This window comes from Azospirillum oryzae, from assembly GCF_900177515.1.
GTDB lineage: Bacteria > Pseudomonadota > Alphaproteobacteria > Azospirillales > Azospirillaceae > Azospirillum > Azospirillum oryzae_A.
The window spans coordinates 1,133,658-1,153,997 of record NZ_FXAK01000007.1; the positions used below are offsets into that span (position 1 = coordinate 1,133,658).

A 20,340-nucleotide genomic window follows, 5' to 3' on the forward strand; every position below is an offset into this window, starting at 1 on the left:
ATGAAGATTCTCGTCATCGAAGATGATCGCCAGGCCGCCAGCTACCTTGCCAAGGGGCTGAAGGAGGCGGGCCATGTGGTCGACGTCGCCAACGACGGGAAGGAGGGCCTCTTCCTGGCAGGGGCCGAGCATTACGACGTGATGATCGTCGACCGCATGCTGCCCGGCCGTGACGGTCTGTCTCTGGTCCAGGTGCTGCGGGCGGCCGGCAACGACACGCCGGTGCTGTTCCTGTCGGCGCTGGGCAGCGTCGACGACCGGGTGAAGGGGCTGAAGGCCGGCGGCGACGATTACCTGACCAAGCCCTTCGCCTTTTCCGAACTGCTGGCGCGGATCGAGGTGCTGGTGCGCCGGCGCGGCGCCGGCCAGCCGCAGACCCGGCTCAGCGTCGGCGACCTGGAACTCGACCTGCTGTCGCGCAGCGTCAGGCGCGCCGGCAAGGCCATCGACCTGCTGCCGCGCGAGTTCTCTCTGCTGGAATATCTGATGCGCAACGCCGGCAGCGTGGTGACCCGCACCATGATGCTGGAGAATGTGTGGGACTATCACTTCGATCCGCAGACCAACGTGATCGACGTGCACATCGCCCGCCTGCGCCAGAAGATCGACAAGGACTTTCCCACCCCCCTGATCCACACCGTGCGCGGCGCCGGCTACAGCCTGCGCGCGGCGGAAGGGTGAGTTTTGGTGCCTCTTCATGAAACATGACGGCGCGACCGCCGGCCTGCACGGCTTCGTCGCCGCGGGCTTCCGGCTGGTGCGGGCCACGGCGTTCCGGCTGGCGCTGCTCTATCTGGCGATGTTCGTCCTGTCGGTCGGGCTGATCCTGGGCGTCGTCTACCGCACCACCGCGGGCTTCCTCGAACAGGAGATCGGGGAGACCATCGCGCTGGAGGTCGCCGGTCTGCAGGACCATTACCGCAATTACGGGTTGTCCGGCCTCGTCGACGTGGTGCGGACGCGCAGCGCGGTCGCCAACAACAACTCCATCTATCTGCTGACGACGGCGACGGGGACGATCCTGGCCGGCAATCTGTCGGGCTGGCCGGCGGCGGTGCCCAACGCCACCGGCTGGACCCATTTCAAGGTCGCCGACTATGGCGGTGTCACCGACCGCCCGTCGACGGCACAGGCCGTGACCTTCACCCTGCCGGGGCATTTCCGCCTGCTGGTCGGCCGCGACATGAGCGAGATCGACCAGCTGCGCACCCGCATGTTCCGCTCGCTGGGCTGGATCCTGGGCTCCACCGCGCTGCTCGGGCTGGGGGGCGGGCTGCTGATGAGCCGCGGCGCCATGCGGCGGATCGAGGCGATCAACCGCACCACCCGCCAGATCATGGGCGGCGACCTCAGCGACCGTGTTCCCCGCTTCGGCGGCGGCGACGAGATGGACCGGCTGGCCGGCAATCTCAACGCCATGCTGGACCGCATCGAACGGCTGATGACCGGCATGCGGCAGGTGACCGACAGCGTCGCCCACGATTTGCGCACGCCGCTGACCCGCCTGCGTTCCCGCATCGAGCTGGCGCTGCTGCACGAGACGGAGGACCCGGAAGTCTATCGCGGCGTCCTGCAGGACACCATCGTCGAGGCCGACCGGCTGCTCGCCACCTTCACCGCCCTGCTGTCGATCGCCGAGGCGGAATCGGGCGCCAAGCGCCAGGACTTCGTCCCGGTCGAACTGGCCGAGGTGGTGGAACTGGCCGCCGACCTATACGAGCCGGTGGCGGACGAGCGCGGGCAGCGCCTGTCGGTGGCCGTCCGCGGCAAGCCGACCGTCCGCGGCAACGGCCAGCTTCTGGCGCAGGCGGTGTCGAACCTGCTGGACAACGCCATCAAATACACGCCGGAGGGCGGCACCATCACGCTGGTGCTCGATGGCCCGGCCCCCGGCCGCGCCGCCAGCATCGAGGTTGCCGACAGCGGCCCCGGCATTCCGGCGGAGATGCGCGACAAGGTCCTGCAGCGCTTCGTTCGGCTGGACACCGCCCGCGCCTCGCCCGGCAACGGGCTGGGGCTCAGTCTGGTGGATGCGGTGGCGACGCTGCACGGCGCCCGGCTGGAGCTGAGCGACAACGAGCCGGGCCTGAAGGTCGCCCTGATCTTTCCGCCGGAGGCGCGGCGGTAAGGGCGAAGCGCCCAAATTCCCAGAAGGCGGCCAAAAAAAAGCCCGCCTGATGGGGCGGGCTCTTCAAGTGACATCAGCGAGAATGACTCCTTGGCGTCACGTTTGATATGGGGCGGCGTGCAGCGGCTTCCATACCCATTTTCGGACTATCGCCGACGACCTAGCCGGCTGACTTTCCGCAACGTCGGCGGGCTTTGCGCGTTCTCCCCGAAGGCCGTCCGTCAGGGCGGCGCCAAGCGCGGGAGTTTCGAAAGATGGCGATACCCAGCAGGCCCACCGCTCACCATGCCGCCAAGCCGGGCGGCGGGGCGGCGCAGGACGAGCCGCCGGCACGAGCGGGGCGCGGGGAACTGGCCGTCTTCACCTGGAAGGTGCTGATCGTCGCCGGGGTGGTGGCGCTGGGGATCTTCCTGTGGAAGGTGTCGGGCACGCTGCTGCTGATCTTCACCGGCGTGCTGTTCGCCATCCTGCTGCAGCGGCTGACCGGCTATGTGCGACGGTGGACGGGGTTGGGCCACGGCTGGGCGCTGGCCATCGTGCTGCTGACGCTGGTGCTTCTGGTCGGCGGCGGCGGCTGGCTGATGGGAACCTCGATGGCGGCCCAGTTCGACCAGCTGCGCGAACAGGTCGGCAATGCCGCCGGCATGCTGCCGGACGGCTGGCGAGAGCGCATCGTGGAGCAGGGCAAGGAGTGGCCCTGGATGAACCAGCTCGGCAGCTTCGCCTCCACCCTGATCTATATCGTCGGCGATGCGGTGGTGGTGATGTTCGCGGCGCTCTATCTGGCGGCCTCGCCGGGCGTCTATCAGCGCGGAGTCGTCCTGCTGGTGCCGCCGCGCGGGCAACGCCGCGCCTGCGAGGTGATGGAGGTCGCGGGGGACAGCCTGTGGAAATGGCTGATCGGGCAGCTGGTGGCGATGGCCGTGGTCGGCATCCTGACCACCGCCGGGCTGATGCTGCTCGGCATCCCGTCGGCGCCGGCCCTGGGGCTGGTGGCGGCGCTGCTGGAGTTCATCCCGCTGATCGGCCCCTTCCTGGCGGCGGTGCCGGCGCTGATGATCGCCTTCGCCCAATCGCCGCAGGACGCGCTGTGGGTCGCCGGGCTCTATCTGATCATCCAGCAGATCGAAGGGAACCTCGTCACGCCGCTGCTGCAGAAGCGGGTGGTCGACCTGCCGCCGGTGGTCACCATCGGCGCCATCGCCGCCGGCGGCGTGCTGTTCGGCATCCTCGGCATGTTCCTGGCGACGCCGTTGGCCGTGGTCGCGCTGGTGATGGTCAATCTGCTCTACATCGAGGACAAGCTGGGGCAGCCCAGGCACTTCCCCAGTGACAATTCAGAGGGCGAAAAATCGGGGGACGACCGGTCCTGACCGGTCAGCCCTCCGCCGCCGGGGCGGCCTTGGCGCGGCCCGGATTGGCCGAACGCAGCGGCAGTTCCTTCAGGAACAGCGTCATGGCGAAGGAGACGACTGCCAACGCCGCGGCCAGCAGGAACAGGGTGGCGAAACCGTGCTCCAGCGTCGCCACCACGCCGCCGCGGGCGGCGGGGGGCAGGGCGGCGAGGGCGGCGGCGCCATGGTCCAGCACGGCGCGGCCGGACAGGCCGGCGCCCTCCAGCCGCTCGGACACCACGGCGTTGAAGACGGCGCCGAACACCGCGACGCCGACCGACCCGCCGAGCGAGCGGAAGAAGCCGACCGACGCGGTGGCGGCGCCGAGGTCGCGCTGCTCCACCGCATTCTGCACGGCCACCGTCATCACCGGCATGACCAGCCCCAGACCCATGCCCAGCGGCACCAGGATCAGCGTCGACCACAGGCCGTCCGCGGCCAGCTCCGGCAGGGTGCCCAGCAGCGCGTACATCGCGCCCGACAGCGCCAGCCCGGCCAGCGGGAAGGCCTTGTAGCGCCCGGTCTTCGCGATCAGCCGGCCGCCGCCGACCGACCCGAAGGTCATGCCCAGCACCAGCGGCAGAAGCAGCAGCCCCGACACGGTGGCGCTGGCCCCCTGCACCAGCTGGAGGTGCAGTGGCAGATAGACGATGCCGGCGAACAGCACCATCGCCGACACCGCGACCACCGGCGTTGCCACCGCCACCACCGGGCGGCGGAACAGGTGCAGCGGCAGGATCGGCTCCTCGATCCGGCGCTCGTGCCACAGGAAGACCACCAGCATGACGAGGCCGGCGGCCAGCAGGCCGAGCGCCGCCGGGCTGCCCCAGCCCATGGCGTCGCCGCGGGTGGCGACGATCAGCAGGCTGGTCACCGCGCCGGTCAGCAGCGCCGCCCCGGCCAGATCGATGCGCGGCTTGGCCCGGCCGGCGGGCAGGCGCGACAGGGTGCTGCGCGTCATGGCGAAGGCGGCGACGCCCAGCGGCAGGTTGATCAGGAAGATCCAGTGCCAGCCGATAGTCTCGGTGAAGATGCCGCCCAGCAGCGGCCCGGCGACGCTGGCCAGCGCGAAGACGCCGCCGATCATGCCCTGGTAGCGTCCGCGCTCGCGCGGGGCGACCACGTCGCCGATGATGGTGAAGGCCAGCGACATCAGCCCGCCGCCGCCCAGCCCCTGCAGGCCCCGGAACAGGATCAGCTGGGTCATGCTCTGCGCCATCGCGCACAGCAGCGAACCGGCCAGGAACAGCATGATCGCCGTCTGCAGCACCCGCTTGCGTCCATAGAGGTCCGACAGCTTGCCGTAGATCGGCGTGGTGGTGGTGGAGGTCAGCAGATAGGCGGTGACCACCCAGGGCAGCATCTCCAGCCCGCCGAACTGGCTGGCCATCGTCGGCAGCGCGGTGGCGACGATGGTCTGGTCCATCGCCGCCATCAGCATCGCCAGCGCCACCCCGCTGAACACCCGCAGGATTTCCTGGTGGGTGAAGACGGGATGCTCGGCGGCGGCTTGCGACGGGCTGGCGGCGGTCTCTGTCATGGTCGGTCGTCTCGGACGTTGAGGTCTTTGAGCGGAACTATCCCCCTCTCCCCGGGGGGAGGGGGATAGTTCCGGGCGCGCGTCACCGCTCCAGCGTCATCGCCGGCATGCGGGCCTGCACGCCATCCGCCTGGGCGGCGGCGAGCAGGGGGCGCAGGTGGGCCAGCAGCGGGCGCAGTTCCGCCGCCGCGGCCAGCGCGCCGACAAGCTCGCCCTTGCCGGACACAAGATCCAGGATCTGGTCCGTCATGGATTTCGGCGGCGGGTAGGGGGCCAGCGTCACCGGGGCGTCGGGCGACAGGCCGGCGGCGGTGCGGGCCAGGGTCAGCGCCTGCTCCTGCCCGCCGAGATCGTCGACGAGGCCGAGCTCGCGGGCCTGGGCGCCGGTCCAGACGCGGCCCTTGGCGACGCCGCGCGCCTGTTCCGGCGTCATGTGCCGGGCCTCGGCCACCCGCTGCAGGAAGTTGGCGTAGGTGTCGTCGATGATGGCGTTCAGCCGTTCGGATTCGCTGTCGTCGAAGGGGCGCAGCGGCGACCACATGCCGGCGTTGCGGGCGCCCTGCACCCGGTCCCACTGGATGCCCAGCTTGTCGGACAGGCCGCCGATGGCGAATTTGCCGGCGACGACGCCGATCGACCCGGTGATGGTGGCGGGGGAGGCGACGATGCGGTCGGCGGCGAGCGCGATCCAATAGCCGCCCGACGCGGCGGTGTCGCCCATGCTGGCGATCACCGGCTTGCCGCTCTGCCGCGCCGTGACCAGTGCCCGCCGGATCGCCTCGGACGCGGAGACGGAGCCGCCGCCGCTGTCGATGCGGAACAGGATGGCGCGCACGTCGGGATCGTCGGCCGCCTCCTCGATGGCGTCGACGATGGTCTCCGACCCGGCGGAGGTGCCGCCCAGCGCCGGCTTGCCGCTCTCGCCGCCGGTGATGGTGCCGACGGCGTGGATCAGGGCGATGGTCGGCCCCTTGCCGTTGGGGTTCCCGGCGACCGACAGGTAATCGGCCGGCTCCATCGCCTCCGCCCCGGCGCCGGCCCGCTTCAGCGCCTCGTCGCGCGCCTCGTCGGCATAGCCGAGCCGGTCGACGAATTTCTGGTCCAGCGCCTCCTTGCTCAGCAGCGGCGCCTTGTCGATGGCGGCCCTGACCATTGCGGGAGCGAGGCGCCGGCTCTTGGCGATGCCGTCGACCAGCTGGTTGCCGAGATCGGTGACCAGCGCCTGCATCATCTCGCGGTTGGCCGGGGTCATGCCGGACTTGGTGAAGGTCTCGGCGAAGCTCTTGTATTCCTCGCGCTGGGCGAATTCCGGCTGCACGCCAAGCTGGTCGAGCGCGCCGCGGGCGAAGGGCAGTTCCGCCGACAGGCCGGTGATGCCGAGCGTGCCCATCGGCTGCAGCCAGACCTCGTCGAAGGCGCTGGCCAGCAGGTAGGAGCGGTTGCCGGCCCCGGCCCCGCCATATTCCTCGGCGAAGGCGACGGCGAAACGGCCCGACGCGCGGAACCGCTCGATGGCGGTCCGCAGCTCCTGCGTCTGGGCGAAGCCGATGCTGTCGTCGCCGAAGCGGGCCAGCACGCCCTTCACCCTTGGGTCGCGCCGGCCGCCATCCAGCGCGTCCAGCACCTCGCGCAGGGTGGTCTGGTGTTCGAACAGGCTGCCGATCTTGCCGCCGTCGCTCTCCGCCAGCGGCTTGGTCAGGTCGAGGTCCAGCACCACCGCGTCGGGCAGGGTGGGTTCATGGCGCACCACCAGCACCGCCACCGTCACCGCGCCGGCCACCAGAAGCAGTCCGATGAGCGCGAACAGACGGACGAAGAAACGGACGATCGCCATGATTCCTACCCTGTGTGGCCTCGACGAAGGCGATAAACGGCCTTACCGATCCTGGCTGTGGTACTCGCGGTTCGGGATCATGTCCACCGCGGTCGCCAGACGGTTGGACATGTTGTAGAAGGCGGCCGTGTCGGCAATGTCGAAGATGTCCTCCGCGCTGAATCCGACGGCGCGCAGCGCCTCGCGGTCGGCCTCGCCCACCGACATCGGGTTCTCGGTCAGCTTCCAGGCGAAATCGAGCATGGCGCGCTGGCGCGGCTCCAGCGGGGCGACGCGGTAGTTGGCGACCAGCATCTCGCCCAGTTCCGGATCGCCGGACAGCTTGCGCACCGCCTGCCCATGGGCGACGAGGCAGTAATAGCAATGGTTGGCGGAAGAGACGACGACGGCGATCATTTCGCGCTCCAGCTTGCTCAACCCGCTCTCGCCCAGCATCAGCTCGTTGTAGAGCATGGCGAAGTTGCGCAGCTTCTTCGGCCGCAGGCTGTAGGCCTGGAGCACGTTCGGCACGAAGCCCAGCTTCTCATTGCACTTGTCGAACAGGACCTGCATGTCCGGATCGAGGTCCGGCGTCTCCGGCAGGGGCAGGGCCATGACGTGATCGGGTTGCGGCATCGGGCGTGTCCTCTCCTGATTGATTGTTGGGCCTTCCGGCGGGGGGAGGGTAACCGCGGCCGGCCGGTTTGTCTTCCGTTCCGCTTGCCGCTCGCCAATCGGACGAGCCTGTGCCAGAAATGGAATCCGAATGCGGGGATATGTCCCGTTTGGCGAACCAGTGGACGATGACCCAGCCGAAGCTCGATCTTCTCTCGGTCCTGGTGGTGGAGGACAGCGGCTTCATCCGCTCGGTCCTGACCGCCACCCTGCGCGCCATCGGCATCGGCCGGGTGGAGGGGGTGGCGAGCGGCGCCGACGCCATCCGCTGGCTGGAGGAGCGCCGCGCGGCCCTGCCGCCGGGGACGGCTCCGGTCGACCTGATCCTGTCCGATCTGGTGATGCCGGAGGTCAACGGGCTGATGCTGCTGCGCTGGATCCGCTACAGCCCCAAGAGTCCGGACAAGTTCCTGCCGGTGCTGATGCTGTCGGGGGCCGCCGACCGCCAGTATGTGGAGCAGGCGCGGGATCTCGGCGCCACCGACTTCATCGCCAAGCCCTTCTCCGCCCAGACCATCGCCAGCCGTCTGCTGTTCGCCATCGCCCGGCCGCGCCGCTACGTTCTGGCCAAGGGCTATTTCGGTCCCGACCGCCGCCGCGCTGACAAGCCGGTCGCCATGGATTGCCGGTCGACCGCGCCGTCGGAGATCCTGGTGGTGCACAGCGCGTCGAAAGCGCGCGGCATCGACCGTTTCCCCGTCATCTATTTCGACCTGCCCAACCGTCTGGGCGCCAAGGTCGGCCTCGCCCCGCGCGATCCCGTCCCGACCCTGCCGCCCGAGGTGCTGGCCGCCGCGGAGGAGGAAATCCTGAACCGCGCCGGCGACTATGCCGTGTGGATCGGCGCGGAGGTGGAGGAGATGGGCCGCCGCGTCGACCGCCTGCCGCGCGAGCCGGAGTCGGTGCCCGCCCTGCTGGCCCAGGTCAACCGCTCCGCCCACGAGATGCGCGGGCAGGGCGGCATCTTCGGCTATCCCCTGATCACCCACATCGCCAAGTCCCTCTACGAGGCCACCCGCAGCGGCCTGACCACGGTCACCGCCAACGAGCACCTGCTGTTCAAGGCCCATGTCGACGCGATCAAGGCGGTGATGACCGGCCGCGTCAGCGGCGACGGCGGCACGACCGGGCAGCAGTTGCTGGCGTCGCTGGACGTGGCGAAGAGGAAGTATGCGAAGGCGACCGGGGTGGGGTGAGGGAGGCTATTCTCTCATCACCTGCGGCAGGTCGCGTGCACCGTGGATGATGCGGACCACGACGACCCGATCCGGCTCCTCATACCTGTAGATGATCACGTAAGGTGAAACGGACAGGCTGCGCAAACCGGCTCCCAATTCTGGACGGGCACGGCCGATGGCCGGAATCGAGGAAATCTTCCGACAATGATCCCTGATGTCCAGGATCAGGCGGATGGCGGCAAGCGGATTGTCTTGGGCGATGTAGTCGCCAATGCTCTCCAGATCGGATTCAGCCGCCGCGGCAAAGTCAAGCCGTGCCATTGTGGCCGGTCAATCCAAGTCGGGCTGGCCAGCCTGGGCGTATTTGGCGATCAGCCGTTCGAAAAGCCGTTCGCCATCCGTTGTGCGCCCGGCATCGGCATCTTCCAGACCGGCAGCGATGTCGTCCTGCAGCGATTGCCGTCGTTCCTCCTCGCTTTCCTCGACCGGTTCGATCGTCACCCGGAAGCGGGTACCGGCCGGCGGACGGAAGGGGAGGGCGGCCGTGATTGCCCGCGGCAGTTCTTCCGCCTGAATGGTGGCCGTTATCCGGGGGGGACGGGCCGGCGGTGTCGGCGAAACGGGCATCGCGGAGTCCTCCGGGAAAAAATCGGGGCGTTGTAAGGATACATGCCTCACCCTGGAGTGAAAAGCGGCGACCCACCCCTCACGCGGCCCGGATCTTCCCGATGAAGTCGGCCACGTCGCCACGCAGGCTGTCGGTGCTCCGTTTCAGCGCGTCGGCCATGACGAGAACCTCCTTCGCCATGGCGCCGGCGCGGCAGGCCTCGGTGCCGACCAGCGATGCGTTTTGGGAGACCTGATCGGTGCCGTCGGCGGCCTGGCGGACGTTGCGGCCGATCTCCGCGGTGGCGGCGTTCTGTTCCTCCACGGCGGCGGCGACGGCGGAGATGTTCTCCTCGATCCGGGTGACGACGGTGCCGATGTCGCCGATGGCCCGGACGGTGTGGTCGGTCGCCGACTGGATTTCCGCGACCTTGGCGGTGATGTCCTCGGTCGCCTTGGCGGTCTGGCTGGCGAGCTGCTTCACCTCCTGCGCCACAACCGCAAAGCCCTTGCCGGCCTCGCCCGCGCGGGCTGCCTCGATGGTGGCGTTCAGCGCCAGCAGGTTGGTCTGGCTGGCGATGTCGGTGATCATCCGCACGATCTCGCCCACCTGCTGGGCGGCGCCGCTGAGGTCGGCGATGATGCCGGCGGTGCGGCGGACGTCGCTGACCGCCCGTTCGGCCATCTCGGTCGACCCCGTCATCTGCCGGCCGATTTCCGAGATTGACGCGGTCAGTTCCTCGGTCGCCGCAGCCACGGCCTGTACGTTGCCCGAGGCGCCTTCCGAAGCGCGGGCGACCGACAGAACATGGCTTTCGGTTTGCGACGCGATGCTGCTCATCTGTTCGGCATTGCCGCGCAGGCCGCTGGCGGCGCCCGCCAGCTGTTCGGCAACCGCCTCGATGTGGCGGTCGAACTCCGCCACCAGCCGTTCCAGCCGCTCGGCTTCGCGCAGCCGCTCCTCCTGGTGCCGCTGCTGTTCGGCGGCGAGCCGGTCGGCCTGGGCGAGGCTGAGGCGGAACTGATCCAGGCTGCGGGCCATGGCGCCAAGCTCGTCGGCGCGTTCGGCGCCATGGATGGTCAGTTCGCGTTCGCCGGCTTCCAGGCGCCTCATATCGCCGTTCAGGCGGGCGATGGGTCGGGTGATGTTGCGGGCGACCAGATAGGCGATGAGCGACATCACCACCAGCAGGATGGCGAGGCCGGCGGCGACGCCGGTCAGACGGGTCATCGACTCCCGCGCGTCGCGGTTGGCAAGCGCGATCAGGTCGTCCGCCACATGGGTCTCGACGCTGCGCAGCATGTCGATGACGACGGTGATGGTGTCGAACCACTTGCCGGCGTCGGTCCCCTGATTGTCGGCCCCGCCATAGGCGGACGCGATGCCGATGCGCTGCATCCGCTCCACCTCGGCGATGGCCGGGCCGGAGAAGGTCCGGTCGTGGAAAGCCGCCTCTTCCGCGGTCAGCTTCGCCTTCAGGCCGGTCATCAACGCCTTGTACTCGCCGGACAACTCGATGAAGCGCTCATGCGCGTCGGCGGGGAAGCGGTCCTTGCGGAAGGCGGCGCCGCCGACGGCGCGCTGCTGGCCCAGCCGTTCCTTCGCTTCCGACAGGGCGACCATGGCGTCGGCGGCGCGCAGCTGGTCGGCGTCGGTGGACAGGATGCGGGCCTGCCCGGCGGCGTCCAGCAGCTTGCGGATCATGCCGGTGTAGCTCTTCACCACCTCCAGCGACGACTGCGACTGCCCGTCGACGCCGGACCGCAGGCCGGACAGCTGCGACAGTGCGTCGCGGGCCCCGGTCATCGCCTGGGCCACCTGGGGATCGCGGATGCGGGCGTCGGCAAACTGCCCGGCCAGTTCCGCCAGCTTCGCGTCCGACGCGGTGCGCACGCCGTCCATGCGCCGGCGGTCGTCGTCGCGCTTGCTGCTGAGGAAGACGGAGGAGGAGCCGCGTTCCTTCTGCAGTTCATGCACGAGGCTGGTCATGCCGACCGACAGGCGGGTGACGGAGGCGAGATCTGCCGCCCGGCGGCTGGCATCGACCTGCTCCCACACCAGCAGGGACGACAGGACGACCACGCCCGCCATCGGGACCGACAGGGCAAGCGCCATCTTCCGCGTGAAGCGCATGTTCCCGAGCAGGCCGTCGGCGGCCTTCAGCAGCGATACCATCTCAACTCTCCAGCAAACGGAACCAACGGAGCCCGGCGGGGTGGCTCGAATTCGGAACTGTATGAAAGCTAATGAGTTAAGACACAGTTAGGTTTAACCACGATGTTGCTAGGGAGATTGTTAAGTCACTTTATTGCCGGAAGCGGCAAGCTCATTGCCGCCGAAGCACCGGCTTGAAAGGCCCGGCAACGAAATTTGCCTCGCTTCCGTCGCGTCGGGGCGGTAGAACGTCAGTCCCGGTCCGCAGGTCTCTTGGGTTCGTGGCGTGACCGGAGCGGTCTTCCGGAGCGTCCATGTCGAACAACGAATTCCATCGCATCAAGCGCCTGCCGCCCTACGTCTTCGCCGAAGTGAACGCGATGAAGGCGCGAGCTAGGGCCAACGGCGCCGACATCATCGACCTCGGCATGGGCAATCCCGACCAGGCGACCCCGCAGCACATCGTCGACAAGCTGGTCGAGGCCGTGCGCGATCCGAAGACGCACCGCTACTCGAACTCCCGCGGCATCCCCGGCCTGCGCAAGGCCCATGCCGCCTACTACAAGCGCCGCTTCAACGTCGATGTCGATCCGGAGACGGAGTGCATCGTCACCATCGGCTCGAAGGAAGGTCTGGCGAACCTCGCCCAGGCGATCACCAGCCCGGGCGACATCATCCTGGTGCCGAACCCCAGCTACCCGATCCACCCCTTCGGCTTCATCCTGGCCGGCGCCTCGGTGCGCCACCTGCCGGTGGGCATGGAGAACGGGGCGTCGACCGACATCGACAGCTTCATGATCATGCTGGAGCGCGCCGTGCGCCACAGCGTGCCGAAGCCGCTGGCGCTGGTGCTGAACTACCCGTCGAACCCGACGGCCGAGGTGGTCGGGCTGGACTTCTACCGCCCGATCGTCGAGTTCTGCCGCAAGCACGGCATCTACATCCTGTCCGATCTGGCTTATGCCGAGATCTTCTTCGACAACGACCCGCCGCCCTCGATCCTGGAGATCCCGGAAGCGCGCGAGATCGCGGTCGAATTCACCTCGATGTCGAAGACCTATTCGATGGCCGGCTGGCGCATCGGCTTCGCCACCGGCAACAAGACGCTGATCACCGCGCTGGCCCGCATCAAGTCGTACCTCGACTACGGCGCCTTCACGCCGATCCAGGTCGCCGCCGCCGCCGCGCTGAACGGTCCGCAGGACTGCGTGCAGCAGGTGCGCGACATGTACAGGCAGCGCCGCGACGTGATGATCGAGGGTCTGGCCGCCGCCGGCTGGGAGGTTCCCAGCCCCAAGGCGTCGATGTTCGCCTGGGCGCCGATCCCGCCGCAGTTCGCCCATCTCGGCTCGCTGGAATTCTCCAAGCTGCTGCTGCAGCAGGCGGAGGTCGCGGTGGCGCCCGGCATCGGCTTCGGCGAATACGGCGACGGCCATGTCCGTCTGGCGATGGTGGAGAACGTCCACCGCATCCGCCAGGCGACCCGCAACATCAAGGAGTTCTTCCGTTCCAACGCCGGCGGCGTTGCGGCGAGCAAGGACCCGGTGGCCCGCGCCGCCCTTCTGGAATCCGAGAAAGCGAAAGCCTGATGCCGAACGCCCAGCAAGCCCCCCTGAAAATCGCCGTCGCCGGCCTTGGTACGGTCGGTGCCGGCGTCCTGAAGCTGCTGGAAACGCAAGGTTCGCTGATCGAACAGCGCTGCGGCCGCCGGATCGAGGTGGTCGCGGTCAGCGCGCGCTCCAAGGGCAAGGACCGCGGCGTCGACCTGTCGCGCGTCCAGTGGTTCGACGATCCCGTCGCCATGGCCGCCCAGGCCGGCGCCGATCTGGTGGTGGAACTGATCGGCGGGTCGGAAGGCCCGGCGCGCGACACCGTCGCCACCGCGCTGGAGACCGGCAAGCACGTCGTCACCGCCAACAAGGCTCTGCTGGCCGTCCACGGCACCGAGATCGCCCAGAAGGCCGAATCGCGCGGCCTGACCGTCGCCTTCGAGGCGGCGGTGGCCGGCGGCATCCCGATCATCAAGGGGCTGCGCGAAGGTCTGGCCGCCAATTCCGTGTCGGAAATCCACGGCATCCTCAACGGCACCTGCAACTACATCCTGACGGAGATGCGGACCACCGGCCGCGACTTCGCCGATGTGCTGGCCGATGCCCAGGCGCTGGGCTATGCCGAGGCCGATCCCAGCTTCGATATCGACGGCGTCGATGCCGCGCACAAGCTGGCGATCCTCGCCTCCGTCGCCTTCGGCACGCCGGTCGATTTCCCCGCCGTCTACATCGAGGGCATCCGGCAGGTCTCGGCGGTCGATTTCGACTATGCCGACCAGCTGGGCTTCCGCATCAAGCTGCTGGGCATCGCCCGGCGCACCGACAAGGGCGTCGAGCAGCGCGTGCATCCCTGCATGGTGCCGAAGAACGCGCCGATCGCGTCGGTGGACGGCGTGTTCAACGCCGTGGTGGCCCAGGCCGATTTCGCCGACCGCGTGCTGTTCGTCGGCCGCGGCGCCGGCGCCGGCCCGACCGCGTCGGCGGTGGTCGCCGACCTGATCGACATCGCCCGCGGGCGGTCTACGCCCACCTTCGGCGTTCCGGCCGATCGGCTGGGCGCGGCAACCCCGTCGCCGATGGAAGCGCGCCGCGGGTCGTACTACGTCCGCCTGATGGTCGTGGACCGCCCCGGTGTGATAGCGGATATCGCAGCGGCGATGCGCGACCAGAACGTCTCCATGGAGCAGTTCCTGCAGCGCGGCCGCTCGCCGGGCGAAGGCGTTCCGGTGGTCCTCACCACCCATGACACCGACGAGGCGGCCATGCAGCGTGCGCTTGCGACCATCGCGGCCAGCGACAACGTGCTGGAGCCGCCGCGGATGATCCGCATCGAACAGTTCTGAGCCCTTTCCCGAACAGGACAGTCCTGACCTGCCCCGTTTCCCACAATAACCAATACAGCCTGATACGACCGAAGAGTCGGGGGGAGCACACGATGTCTACGCCGTCTACGCATGTCGATCTGTCCCATATGGACCGCAACCTCGCGCTGGAGGCCGTCCGCGTGACCGAGGCCGCCGCCCTGTCGGCCTCGCTGCTGATGGGCCGCGGCGACGAGAAGCTGGCCGACCAGGCCGCGGTCGATGCCATGCGCCAGGCGCTCAACACGCTCTACATCGACGGCACCGTCGTGATCGGCGAGGGTGAGCGCGACGAAGCCCCGATGCTCTACATCGGCGAGAAGGTCGGTGCCGGCATCGGCTCCGGCCCGAAGGTCGACATCGCGCTCGACCCGCTGGAAGGCACCACCATCTGCGCCACCGGCGGCCCGAACTCGCTGGCCGTGATCGCCATGGCGGAGGAGGGCGGCTTCCTGAACGCCCCCGACGTCTACATGGACAAGATCGCCGTCGGCGCCGGCCTGCCGGACAACATCGTCGACCTGGACGAGACGCCGGCCAACAACCTGAAGGCTCTGGCCAAGGCCAAGGGCACCGAGGTGCAGGAACTGCTGGTCTGCATCCTGAACCGTCCGCGCCATGCCGAGCTGATCGCCCGCGTCCGTGAAGCCGGCGCCCGCATCATGCTGATCAACGACGGCGATGTGTCGGGCGTCATCGCCACCAGCCAGGCCGGCACCGGCGTCGACATGTATGTCGGCTCCGGCGGCGCGCCGGAAGGCGTGCTGGCCGCCGCCGCCCTGCGCTGCATCGGCGGCCAGTTCCAGGGCCGTCTGCTGTTCCGCAACGACGACGAGAAGGCCCGCGCCGCCAAGTGGGGCGTCACCGACCTCGACAAGAAGTACAGCCTGCACGAACTGGCGCGCGGCAACGTGATGTTCGCCGCCACCGGCGTGACCGACGGCGCCATGCTGAAGGGCGTTCGCCGCTTCCCGGGCGGCGCCTACACCCACTCGGTCATCATGCGCTCCAAGTCGGGCACGGTCCGCTACATCGAGGCGCACCACAACCTGTCGCGCAAAGTCAGCGTGAAGTAAGCCTGACAGCACCAAGCCTTTGTTTTTGAAGACGCGCGGGGGAAAACCTCCGCGCGTTTTTTCATGCCCGCTTTGATCTGGCTCCATTTGCCTACAAAGGTTCTATCGAATTCGCGCAGGTCTGCCGACGCGGCGCCGCAGAGGGTCCGCCATTGATTTCGCGGATGCGAAAGGCAAAATAGGCTCATGTAATTCAGCGCCAAGCGCAGGAGATCAACATGGCCTACTCTTCGATGCAGTCTTCGTCCGGTGAATTGTTTGTCGCCGGAACAAAGGAAACCTCCCTCTTTCAACGTGTCGTTCATTGGGTCCGCGAACGGATTGAACTTCACCGTGCGGAAGATGAGCTGCACCATATGTCCGACGCCGAACTGTCCGACATCGGGCTGACCCGCGGCGAGATCCACATGGCGGTCCGCCGGGGGTTCTGAGGGCCGGCCTCTCGAAAGGTTTGCCCACGACGTCTGGCGCAGGACCGCTTATCGAGTCCCGAATGCGGAAAGCCCCGGAAAAATGCCGGGGCTTTCGCATATGAACCACCATTAACCTTTTCTTCATGGACCCTGCCCATGCGGCACATATGCCTGGGAAGGGTTGCGCGCTGCAGCATGGTTATGGTTAATGCAGTTTAACATTATCCCCGGTTCTGTTCGAAAATGGAAACGGGGCGCCTTCGGGAACCCCATCATCCTCCGTGAGAGCCGTGGTCGAAGCATGAGTCTCATTCATCGCCTTCAGTCGCTGGAAGCGGAGCGCGATGCCGCCCGGGAGGAAGCCGAGCGCGCAAATCTCGCGAAATCGAAGTTCCTCGCCGCCGCCAGCCACGACCTGCGCCAGCCGCTCCAGGCCCTGTTCTTCCTGTCCGCCGCACTCGCCCGCCATGTCGGCGACCACAACGGGCGCGATCTGCTGTCCCGGCTCGACCAGGGGCTGGACACCATGAAGGGCCTGCTCGACGGGCTGCTCGAGGTGTCGCGGCTGGAGGCCGGGGTGGTGACCCCGGTGCTGGACACCTTCGAGATCGGCGAGATCACCGACGCGCTCGACGCCGCCTATGGCGGGCAGGCGGCCGCCAAGGGGCTGGTCTGGCGGGTGGAGAGCTGCGAGGCGGTCCTGCGCAGCGACCGCGGCCTGCTGATGCAGCTGCTGCGCAATCTGGTCGACAACGCGCTCCGCTACACCGAGGCCGGGGCGATCCGCATCCGCTGCCGCATCGATGCCGCACCGGGCGGCGACCGGCTGGCGATCGAGGTGCAGGACACCGGCATCGGGATCCCGCCCGAACATCTCGACCGCATCTTCGACGAGTTCCATCAGGTCAGCAATCCGGAGCGCGACCGGCTGCGCGGGCTTGGGCTGGGGCTCGCCATCGTGCGGCGGCTGTCGCAGCTGCTCGACCATCCCGTCGAGGTCCGGTCGGTGCACGGGCAGGGGTCGGCCTTCCGCGTCCTGGTGCCGCTGGCCCCGGCCCGTTTCCTGGCCGGACGGCCGGGTGGTCCCGAACGGCCGCCGGCCATCGACCGGCCGCGGCTGGCGGTTCTGGTCGACGACGATGCGGTGGTGCTGCTGGGCTTGCAGACGGTGCTGACGGAGTGGGGCTTCCGCGTCGTCGCCGCCGACAGCGCCGACCGGGCGATGGACCGGCTGGAGTCGCTGGGGCGGGTGCCGGACATCGTCATCGCCGACTACCGTTTGCGCGAAGGGCGCGTCGGCACCGAGGTGATCCGCCGCGTTCGCGCCCGCTATGGGGCCGAGGTTCCCGCGCTGATCCTGACCGGCGAAACCGGCACCGACACCCTGGCCGATGCCTCCGCCCATGGGGTCGCCATCCTGCACAAGCCGGTGACCCCGCGCCAGCTCCAGGCCGAGGTCGACCGCCAGCTGCGGATCAAGCGCGGCAGCGGTCTGGCGGAAGTGGCGCAGTAAACCGCATCGCCGGGCCGATCGCCGCCTTTCTCTCTTAAATCAGCGCGCCCTGCCGCGCGTCGTCCTGCGCCTCGCCGACCGGGGCGGCATCGCCGTGGCCATGCCCGCCGAGCGCGGTGCGGCCGGTCTCGGTCAGGCGGCAGACCAGCCAGTCGGGCTTCAACGGATTGTCGAACCAGCGCTCCGCCCAGCCGGCCTTCAGGCAGGCCTCCACCGTCGCCTTCTTCACCCGCTGGCCGCGCTCGTCGAACAGCGGCAGCTTGCCGCCCGGCTGGCCCAGACCGCGGCGCAGCCATGCCCCCTGAACGTCGGACGGGGCGCTGCGGGACGAGGAACGGCGGGACTTGGCCATGGGACGGGCTGCTCTTGCGGATACGGGATCGGACAGGGGATTGCCGGCCCCCATGGGGCCTGTGGCAAAGTGCGGGCATCCTACGCGAAAGCGCGGCACAGGTGCATCGAAAAGGAGGGGGGCTTTCCCCATGCCGGAAACCTCCTGCATCACCGCCAGTTCGACAGTCTCCCTCTCCCGCCCCGGGAGAGGGAAGGGGCCCATGCAGAGCATGGGAAGGGTGAGGGGATAGGCAAGAATCCAGAACCGCAAGGTCCCTTGGATCACCCCTCACCCTCCCCACGCCTTCGGCGCGGGTCCCCTCCCTCTCCCGGGGCGGGAGAGGGCGATTATCGGCCGAATTGCGGCCATGCCCAAACAGAGCCTTGACGCCGATCAAAGTCGCGGGCTGCAGTTGGCGGTAGGAAAGGCGCCGCCACACCCTTTTAAGGACACCGAGACCATGGACGATTGCTCCGCACACGGCCCCATTCCCCTGTCGCTGGACGAGGCGGTCGCGCGCGTCGCACAGGGCTATGGCGCGGTGACTGGGACGGAGGAGGTGCCGCTGCGCCAGGCGCTCGGCCGCGTGCTGGCGGAGGAGGTGGTGGCTCCGGTCAATGTGCCGCCGGCCGACGTCTCCGCCATGGACGGCTGGGCCTTCGCCGCCCAGGCGGGTGAGGGCTTCCGCCGGTTGGAGATCGTCGGGCGCGTGCCGGCCGGCTCCAGGTTCGACGGCACCGTCGCCGCCGGACAGGCGGTGCGCATCTTCACCGGCGCGCCGGTCCCGGCCGGGGTCGACACCGTGGCGATGCAGGAGGATTGCCGGACCGACGGCGACGCCGTGCTGGTCCCGGTGTCGCTGAAGCGCGGCTCCAACGTCCGTCTGGCGGGGGAGGACATGACCGCCGGCGCGGTGGTGCTGCATCCGGGCCAGCGCCTGCGCGCGCAGGAGGTCGGGCTCGCCGCCGCGGTCGGCCGCTCCAGCCTGACCGTGCGCAAGCGGCTGACCGTGGTGCTGTTCTCCACCGGCAATGAATTGCGGGAGCCGGGGCAGCCCAAGCCCGACCATGCCATCTATGACGCCAACCGCTACACGCTGGCTGCCCAGCTCGACGCGCTGGGGGTGGAGGTGCGCGACCTCGGCATCCTGCCCGACCGGCCCGACGCCACCCGCGCCGCCCTGGCCGAGGCGGCCGGCGCCGGCGACCTGATCGTCACCAGCGGCGGCGTTTCGGTCGGCGAAGAGGACCATGTCAAGGCGGCGGTGAACGCGCTGGGTTCCATCGACCTTTGGACGCTGGCGATCAAGCCGGGCAAGCCGCTGGCGCTCGGCCGCGTCGGCGACACGCCCTTCCTGGGGCTTCCCGGCAACCCGGTGTCGGCGATGGTGACCTTCCTGCTGGTCGGCCGGCCGCTGGTGCTGCGCCTGTCCGGGGCGACCGGCATCGCCACGCCGCGCAGCCTCGTGGTCGCCGACTTCACCTTCACCAAGAAGCCCGGCCGGCGCGAGTTCCTGCGCGCCCGGCTGGAGCGCGGCGCGGACGGGCGTCCGGTCGCCGTGAAGTTCCCCAGCAACAGCTCCGGCGTGCTGACCTCGATGGTGGAGGCCGACGGGCTGGTCGACATGCCGGCGGAGGCCACCGCGGTGCATCCCGGCGATCTGGTCGATTTCCTGCCCTTCACCGGTCTGTTCGCGTGACGCTGGAACAGCTGCGCATCTTCGCCACGGTGGCGGAGATGCTGCATTTCACCCGCGCCGCCGAGGTGCTGCACCTGTCGCAGCCGGCGGTCAGCGCCGCCATCGCCGCGCTGGAGGCGGAACATGGCCTGCGCCTGTTCGACCGCATCGGCCGGCGGGTGGAACTGACCGCCGCCGGCCAGCTTCTCCACGGTCAGGCCCGCGCCATCCTGGCGAAGGTGGAAGAGGCCGGAACGATGCTGGCCGAACTGTCGGGCCTGTCGCGCGGCGCCCTGCGGCTGGCGGCGAGCCAGACCGTCGGCAATCACTGGCTGCCGCCGCGGCTGCTGCGCTTCGCCGCCGCCTATCCCGGCATCCGCGTCGACCTGTCCATCGGCAACACCGAACAGGTGGCCGAGGCGGTGCGCGACGGCCGGGCCGAGCTTGGCATCGCCGAAGGGGCGGTGAGCGATTCGGCCCTGATCAGCGAACCGGTCGAGGGCGACCGGCTGCGGCTGGTGGTGGGCGGTTCCCATCCCTGGGCCGGGCTCGGCCGGGTCGGGCGGGACGAGATGGCGGCCGGGCGCTGGATCCTGCGCGAACCCGGCTCCGGCACCCGCGCGCTGTTCGAGGCGGCGGTGCGCGGGGTCGGGCTGGATCCGGACGGGCTGGATGTCGCCATGACCCTGCCCGGCGGCGGCATCATCCGCGCGGCCCTGCTGGCCGGGGTGGGGGCGAGCGTCCTGTCGGACCTGATCCTGGCCGACGATCTGGCCGCCGGCCGCATCGTCGCGCTGGAGGGGCTGGATTTGCCGTCCCGCCCCTTCCATCTGGTCCGCCACCGCGACCGCCACCGCAGTCTGGCGGAGCGCGCCTTCGTGCGCAGCGCGCTGGAAGCCGGGCCGGTCCCGGCTTCCCCCTGAATG

18 protein-coding genes are annotated in these 20,340 nt (G+C 69.1%); 11 read left to right on the forward strand and 7 right to left on the reverse strand.

Annotated elements, in window-relative coordinates:
- The 3 genes from B9N97_RS17875 to B9N97_RS17885 all read left to right on the forward strand — a co-directional run bounded on the left by B9N97_RS17875 (position 1) and on the right by B9N97_RS17885 (position 3,501).
- Positions 1 to 681 carry a winged helix-turn-helix domain-containing protein gene (locus B9N97_RS17875; protein ID WP_085089076.1) on the forward strand — a complete coding sequence of 227 codons (681 nt, stop codon included), beginning with the start codon at positions 1 to 3 and terminating at the stop codon, positions 679 to 681.
- Positions 682 to 697: 16 nt separating this feature from the next.
- Complete coding sequence (locus tag B9N97_RS17880; protein WP_085089078.1) at positions 698 to 2,128, forward strand: sensor histidine kinase; 1,431 nt, start codon at positions 698 to 700, stop codon at positions 2,126 to 2,128.
- A 254-nt stretch (positions 2,129 to 2,382) separates the two neighbouring features.
- Complete coding sequence (locus B9N97_RS17885) at positions 2,383 to 3,501, forward strand: AI-2E family transporter (protein WP_085089080.1); 1,119 nt, start codon at positions 2,383 to 2,385, stop codon at positions 3,499 to 3,501.
- A gap of 4 nt (positions 3,502 to 3,505) precedes the next feature.
- Here the strand turns inward: B9N97_RS17885 and B9N97_RS17890 are convergent, their stop codons facing one another.
- From B9N97_RS17890 to B9N97_RS17900, 3 genes are all read right to left on the reverse strand, one after another.
- Positions 3,506 to 5,062 carry an MDR family MFS transporter gene (locus B9N97_RS17890; protein ID WP_085089082.1) on the reverse strand — a complete coding sequence of 519 codons (1,557 nt, stop codon included), beginning with the start codon at positions 5,060 to 5,062 and terminating at the stop codon, positions 3,506 to 3,508.
- Positions 5,063 to 5,144: 82 nt separating this feature from the next.
- On the reverse strand, positions 5,145 to 6,896 hold the full coding sequence (gene sppA / locus B9N97_RS17895) for a signal peptide peptidase SppA (protein ID WP_085089084.1): 1,752 nt from the start codon (positions 6,894 to 6,896) through the stop codon (positions 5,145 to 5,147).
- Between the two features lie 42 nt (positions 6,897 to 6,938).
- Positions 6,939 to 7,511, reverse strand: a complete 573-nt coding sequence (locus tag B9N97_RS17900) for a peroxidase-related enzyme (protein WP_085089086.1) — start codon at positions 7,509 to 7,511, stop codon at positions 6,939 to 6,941.
- A 140-nt stretch (positions 7,512 to 7,651) separates the two neighbouring features.
- On the opposite strand from B9N97_RS17900, the gene B9N97_RS17905 reads away from it, so the two are divergent.
- Positions 7,652 to 8,746, forward strand: coding sequence for a response regulator (locus B9N97_RS17905; protein ID WP_244560760.1), 1,095 nt, complete (start codon positions 7,652 to 7,654; stop codon positions 8,744 to 8,746).
- Between the two features lie 6 nt (positions 8,747 to 8,752).
- Here the strand turns inward: B9N97_RS17905 and B9N97_RS17910 are convergent, their stop codons facing one another.
- The 3 genes from B9N97_RS17910 to B9N97_RS17920 all read right to left on the reverse strand — a co-directional run bounded on the left by B9N97_RS17910 (position 8,753) and on the right by B9N97_RS17920 (position 11,510).
- A complete protein-coding gene (locus B9N97_RS17910; RefSeq protein ID WP_085089088.1) occupies positions 8,753 to 9,049 on the reverse strand; it encodes a type II toxin-antitoxin system RelE/ParE family toxin in 297 nt (98 codons plus the stop codon).
- A 9-nt stretch (positions 9,050 to 9,058) separates the two neighbouring features.
- Entirely contained in the window at positions 9,059 to 9,355 is a 297-nt protein-coding gene (locus B9N97_RS17915; protein ID WP_085089090.1) for a hypothetical protein, read from the reverse strand.
- A 79-nt stretch (positions 9,356 to 9,434) separates the two neighbouring features.
- On the reverse strand, positions 9,435 to 11,510 hold the full coding sequence (locus tag B9N97_RS17920; protein WP_085089092.1) for a methyl-accepting chemotaxis protein: 2,076 nt from the start codon (positions 11,508 to 11,510) through the stop codon (positions 9,435 to 9,437).
- 293 nt (positions 11,511 to 11,803) lie between these two features.
- On the opposite strand from B9N97_RS17920, the gene B9N97_RS17925 reads away from it, so the two are divergent.
- The 5 genes from B9N97_RS17925 to B9N97_RS17945 all read left to right on the forward strand — a co-directional run bounded on the left by B9N97_RS17925 (position 11,804) and on the right by B9N97_RS17945 (position 17,402).
- On the forward strand, positions 11,804 to 13,078 hold the full coding sequence (locus B9N97_RS17925) for an LL-diaminopimelate aminotransferase (protein ID WP_085089094.1): 1,275 nt from the start codon (positions 11,804 to 11,806) through the stop codon (positions 13,076 to 13,078).
- Positions 13,078 to 14,382: a homoserine dehydrogenase gene (locus B9N97_RS17930; protein WP_085089096.1), complete on the forward strand. Its 1,305-nt coding sequence runs from the start codon at positions 13,078 to 13,080 to the stop codon at positions 14,380 to 14,382. The genes B9N97_RS17925 and B9N97_RS17930 overlap by 1 nt, the downstream gene beginning before the upstream one ends.
- A gap of 92 nt (positions 14,383 to 14,474) precedes the next feature.
- Positions 14,475 to 15,476: a class II fructose-bisphosphatase gene (gene glpX / locus B9N97_RS17935; RefSeq protein ID WP_244560761.1), complete on the forward strand. Its 1,002-nt coding sequence runs from the start codon at positions 14,475 to 14,477 to the stop codon at positions 15,474 to 15,476.
- A 218-nt stretch (positions 15,477 to 15,694) separates the two neighbouring features.
- The gene (locus tag B9N97_RS17940) at positions 15,695 to 15,907 is read left to right on the forward strand and encodes a DUF1127 domain-containing protein (RefSeq protein ID WP_085089100.1); all 213 of its coding nucleotides are present in this window, start codon (positions 15,695 to 15,697) and stop codon (positions 15,905 to 15,907) included.
- Between the two features lie 283 nt (positions 15,908 to 16,190).
- Complete coding sequence (locus B9N97_RS17945; protein WP_085089102.1) at positions 16,191 to 17,402, forward strand: hybrid sensor histidine kinase/response regulator; 1,212 nt, start codon at positions 16,191 to 16,193, stop codon at positions 17,400 to 17,402.
- Positions 17,403 to 17,436: 34 nt separating this feature from the next.
- Here B9N97_RS17945 and B9N97_RS17950 read toward each other — a convergent pair whose 3' ends face one another.
- A complete protein-coding gene (locus B9N97_RS17950; RefSeq protein WP_085089104.1) occupies positions 17,437 to 17,754 on the reverse strand; it encodes a hypothetical protein in 318 nt (105 codons plus the stop codon).
- Positions 17,755 to 18,196: 442 nt separating this feature from the next.
- Between B9N97_RS17950 and B9N97_RS17955 the strand changes: the two genes are divergently transcribed.
- Positions 18,197 to 19,435, forward strand: coding sequence for a molybdopterin molybdotransferase MoeA (locus B9N97_RS17955; RefSeq protein ID WP_085089106.1), 1,239 nt, complete (start codon positions 18,197 to 18,199; stop codon positions 19,433 to 19,435).
- Positions 19,432 to 20,337: a LysR family transcriptional regulator gene (locus B9N97_RS17960; protein ID WP_085089108.1), complete on the forward strand. Its 906-nt coding sequence runs from the start codon at positions 19,432 to 19,434 to the stop codon at positions 20,335 to 20,337. Before B9N97_RS17955 ends, B9N97_RS17960 begins: the two co-directional genes overlap by 4 nt.
- Positions 20,338 to 20,340: the final 3 nt, after the last annotated feature.

Excerpts from the sequence above, each read along its gene's own strand:
- B9N97_RS17875 (WP_085089076.1), top strand. The coding sequence starts at position 1 with ATGAAGATTCTCGTCATCGAAGATGATCGCCAGGCCGCCAGCTACCTT.
- B9N97_RS17880 (WP_085089078.1), top strand. The coding sequence starts at position 698 with ATGAAACATGACGGCGCGACCGCCGGCCTGCACGGCTTCGTCGCCGCG.
- B9N97_RS17885 (WP_085089080.1), top strand. The coding sequence starts at position 2,383 with ATGGCGATACCCAGCAGGCCCACCGCTCACCATGCCGCCAAGCCGGGC.
- B9N97_RS17890 (WP_085089082.1), bottom strand. The coding sequence starts at position 5,062 with ATGACAGAGACCGCCGCCAGCCCGTCGCAAGCCGCCGCCGAGCATCCC.
- sppA (WP_085089084.1), bottom strand. The coding sequence starts at position 6,896 with ATGGCGATCGTCCGTTTCTTCGTCCGTCTGTTCGCGCTCATCGGACTG.
- B9N97_RS17900 (WP_085089086.1), bottom strand. The coding sequence starts at position 7,511 with ATGCCGCAACCCGATCACGTCATGGCCCTGCCCCTGCCGGAGACGCCG.
- B9N97_RS17905 (WP_244560760.1), top strand. The coding sequence starts at position 7,652 with ATGTCCCGTTTGGCGAACCAGTGGACGATGACCCAGCCGAAGCTCGAT.
- B9N97_RS17910 (WP_085089088.1), bottom strand. The coding sequence starts at position 9,049 with ATGGCACGGCTTGACTTTGCCGCGGCGGCTGAATCCGATCTGGAGAGC.
- B9N97_RS17915 (WP_085089090.1), bottom strand. The coding sequence starts at position 9,355 with ATGCCCGTTTCGCCGACACCGCCGGCCCGTCCCCCCCGGATAACGGCC.
- B9N97_RS17920 (WP_085089092.1), bottom strand. The coding sequence starts at position 11,510 with ATGGTATCGCTGCTGAAGGCCGCCGACGGCCTGCTCGGGAACATGCGC.
- B9N97_RS17925 (WP_085089094.1), top strand. The coding sequence starts at position 11,804 with ATGTCGAACAACGAATTCCATCGCATCAAGCGCCTGCCGCCCTACGTC.
- B9N97_RS17930 (WP_085089096.1), top strand. The coding sequence starts at position 13,078 with ATGCCGAACGCCCAGCAAGCCCCCCTGAAAATCGCCGTCGCCGGCCTT.
- glpX (WP_244560761.1), top strand. The coding sequence starts at position 14,475 with ATGTCTACGCCGTCTACGCATGTCGATCTGTCCCATATGGACCGCAAC.
- B9N97_RS17940 (WP_085089100.1), top strand. The coding sequence starts at position 15,695 with ATGGCCTACTCTTCGATGCAGTCTTCGTCCGGTGAATTGTTTGTCGCC.
- B9N97_RS17945 (WP_085089102.1), top strand. The coding sequence starts at position 16,191 with ATGAGTCTCATTCATCGCCTTCAGTCGCTGGAAGCGGAGCGCGATGCC.
- B9N97_RS17950 (WP_085089104.1), bottom strand. The coding sequence starts at position 17,754 with ATGGCCAAGTCCCGCCGTTCCTCGTCCCGCAGCGCCCCGTCCGACGTT.
- B9N97_RS17955 (WP_085089106.1), top strand. The coding sequence starts at position 18,197 with ATGGACGATTGCTCCGCACACGGCCCCATTCCCCTGTCGCTGGACGAG.